The organism is Arthrobacter sp. Y3225116, from assembly GCF_059091245.1.
Window position 1 is genome coordinate 1 of record NZ_JBNHGL010000426.1, and the last position, 1324, is coordinate 1324.

Genomic DNA, 1324 nt, shown 5'->3' on the forward strand with positions numbered 1-1324 from the left:
GCCGCGAGCGCCGACGTCGTCGATGCGGTAGCCCGGGACAGCAGCCGCCCGCGGGTTGAAGTGGAGCGCCTCCTGCGCCACGAGGCACCCGGCACCGAAGCCCGGCTGGCGGCCTGGGCACAAGAACTGCAGCAGCTAGAGAAAGAGATAATGCACCGATGAGCGATCAGCCAGGACAACGGCAGGCATCCCACTACGGCGCGGGCCCGGCCGTCGCCACCCCGCCCGCCGACGACGACCGCCTGCGCCAGACCCTGCATGACGTCCGCACCGAAGTGGCGAAAGCGGTGGTGGGCCAGGATGCCACCGTCACCGGGCTGCTGATCGCCCTGCTGTCGCACGGGCATGTGCTGCTGGAGGGGGTGCCCGGCGTCGCCAAGACGCTGCTGGTCCGCTCGCTCTCCGCCGCCCTGAGCCTTGACACCAAGCGGATCCAGTTCACCCCCGACCTGATGCCCGGCGACGTCACCGGCTCCATGATTTACGACACCCACACGGCCGAATTCCGCTTCCGCGAGGGCCCGGTCTTCACGAACATCCTCCTGGCCGACGAAATCAACCGGACGCCGCCGAAGACGCAGGCCTCGCTGCTGGAAGCGATGGAAGAACGTCAAGTGTCGGTGGACGGCACCTCACGGAAACTGCCCGAACCGTTCATCGTGGCGGCCACGCAGAACCCGGTGGAATACGAGGGCACCTACCCGCTGCCGGAAGCGCAGTTGGACCGCTTCCTGCTGAAGCTCACCATGCACCTGCCCGACCGGGATGCGGAAATCGAAATCATCCGCCGCCACAGCCAGGGCTTCGACCCGCGCGACCTGCAGGCCGCCGGCGTGCGGGCCACCGCCTCCGCCGAGGACCTGGTGCAGGCCCGGGCCGCCGTGGCCCGGGTGGCGATCGCGCCGGAGGTGGTCGGCTACATCGTGGACCTGGTCCGGGCCACGCGGTCCGCGCCGTCGTTCCAGCTGGGCGTTTCGCCGCGCGGCGCCACCGCGTTGCTCAACACGTCCCGGGCCTGGGCGTGGCTGAACGGCCGCGGTTTTGTCACGCCGGACGACGTCAAGGCGATGGCCCTGCCGGCGCTGCGGCACCGGGTGGGGCTGCGGCCGGAGGCGCAAATGGACGGCGTGCAGGCCGACGACGTGTTGCAGAGCATCCTGGCCACCGTGCCGGTCCCCCGCTGAGTGACGCCGTGGCGATCACCGGACGTTTTGTCCTGCTGGCCCTGGCGGGCATCCTCCCGCTGATGCTCTTCCCCAGCCCCGGCACGGCCCTGGCGTGCGGCCTGCTGCTGGCTGCGGCGGTCGGCGTGGACCTGTCGCTG

Annotated in this window: 1 protein-coding gene; it reads left to right on the forward strand. The window is 70.5% G+C overall.

The genetic code is table 11. The annotated features are described in order from the left end of the window. Positions 1–158 precede the first annotated feature (158 nt). Positions 159–1184 carry an AAA family ATPase gene (locus tag AC5RV2_RS18045; RefSeq protein ID WP_494067273.1) on the forward strand — a complete coding sequence of 342 codons (1026 nt, stop codon included), beginning with the start codon at positions 159–161 and terminating at the stop codon, positions 1182–1184. The last annotated feature ends 140 nt before the right edge of the window (positions 1185–1324 follow it).